Source organism: Enterobacter sp. 01-M-03-SI-ECC (assembly GCF_047530215.1).
GTDB classification, from domain to species: domain Bacteria; phylum Pseudomonadota; class Gammaproteobacteria; order Enterobacterales; family Enterobacteriaceae; genus Enterobacter; species Enterobacter chengduensis.
Window position 1 is genome coordinate 1 of sequence record NZ_JBLKDA010000075.1, and the last position, 1,495, is coordinate 1,495.

Consider the following 1,495-nt stretch of genomic DNA (forward strand, 5'->3'; position numbering starts at 1 on the left):
CCGTTGCTCCTTTGCCCTTTGCCGCGAGAGAACTCACCAGGGAGATGGACAACCATCACCACAGGAGAAAACCAGGATGCACACACGAAACGTCAACGTCAAAACCGCCGCTCAAGAATCTTCCAGGAAGATGGGGGGAAAAACCGTGTCGTACACGATCCTCGTCGCTGAGACGAAAAAAAACTCTGAGGAGGAATCGGACGTTCTGGAGTTCAGCAGCCTTGCTGAGCTGAAGAAACTGCGCCGACGTTGCCCCGAAACAATGCGCTGCACCTATTTCTACGCCCTCAGCAGCGGCGTCGATAAACAGTTCCGCCATATCCATGTGGCTGAAGCTGACCACTTCAAACAGTTTGTGCGCCTGATCGAGCGCGCAGGTATCGACATTTAAATCCGGTTCACCCCGTGCGGCACCCGCCGCACGGAACCTCATCAGACAGGAGCCAGAAACATGAGCGTTAACACCCCGACCACAAAGGCCTGTTCCGGAAATGGGCATATGTCAGGCCCGGAGCCTAAAACAGCCTCTCTCATTGCGATTTATGGCAATGAGGCGAGCTATGCATGGAACGTTCTGGAGGATCTGAAAGCTGCAGGTGCTTCTTATACCCGCAGAAACATTATCGCCGATATGTTCCGCCGTCTGGGCGTTCAGTAACCCGGATTTACCTTCGACCCGATGCGGTGCTGTATAGCAGTTACCGCTCGGAACTAAAGCAAACAGGAGCCTGAAAGATGAACGTTAATCCTCCGACCGCTGCACCAATGGCCTTTTTCGTTCCGTCGCATAACGCCGTTTATGACCGCGCAACACAGCTGGACGGGCAGTGGGTGACTCAGCGTGAAGCGAAAACGCTGGAATCCCTTCGCCGTCTCTATCCGGATGCGGAGCTGATCTCCGCGACTCTGGTACAGGAAAAGCTGAATGACGGCTATCGCCGTCCCTGGGCGGAAATCACCGAGGCCCGGTATATCGACCAGCTGGAAACGTTGCCGCCAGTGGACTGGTGCAGGGGGTATGGCGGGGAGTCGTTCAAGTCGATGGAATTTACGGGCGGGGATGTGACCGCGATTTTTGTCCGGTATGGCGCGCGTTTCTTTGAGTGCCATGACCTGCACACCCGCCATCACCGGGAGCTGATTGGCGACGTGATCGCCCGTTTCTGTCTCGATGCGCCGCTGAATTCCGCGCATTAAAAAAGCAGGGTTGCCCCTGCTTTCTCAACGCCGGGTAGCCGCAGCAACGGTGAACCGGCAATCACAACCAAAGTAAGGAGATTGATCGTGAAATTTGACCCGCAAACTGTCGCACAGGCGAAGGCATTTGTAAATGCCCTCCGCGCCGGAAAACGCGCACGCGTACCCGCGCTGCGCTTCTCACAGTGGCAGCCGTTCCTGTCCGTGGTAAATGCCGAAACGGGCTACGCCGCCGATGCTGACTGTGGTCTGGCTGTCAGCGTCTACCCGGCGCTTGGACTGGCATAACAGGAGACGG

4 protein-coding genes are annotated in these 1,495 nt (G+C 56.3%); all 4 read left to right on the forward strand.

Features of this window, described 5'->3' with window-relative positions:
* The first annotated feature begins 76 nt into the window (after positions 1 to 76).
* Positions 77 to 391: a hypothetical protein gene (locus ACMWKK_RS25950; protein ID WP_023338051.1), complete on the forward strand. Its 315-nt coding sequence runs from the start codon at positions 77 to 79 to the stop codon at positions 389 to 391.
* A gap of 108 nt (positions 392 to 499) precedes the next feature.
* Positions 500 to 658, forward strand: coding sequence for a hypothetical protein (locus tag ACMWKK_RS25955; RefSeq protein WP_226876293.1), 159 nt, complete (start codon positions 500 to 502; stop codon positions 656 to 658).
* A 77-nt stretch (positions 659 to 735) separates the two neighbouring features.
* Complete coding sequence (locus tag ACMWKK_RS25960) at positions 736 to 1,197, forward strand: hypothetical protein (protein ID WP_052683034.1); 462 nt, start codon at positions 736 to 738, stop codon at positions 1,195 to 1,197.
* A gap of 87 nt (positions 1,198 to 1,284) precedes the next feature.
* A complete protein-coding gene (locus ACMWKK_RS25965) occupies positions 1,285 to 1,485 on the forward strand; it encodes a hypothetical protein (protein ID WP_031494497.1) in 201 nt (66 codons plus the stop codon).
* Positions 1,486 to 1,495: the final 10 nt, after the last annotated feature.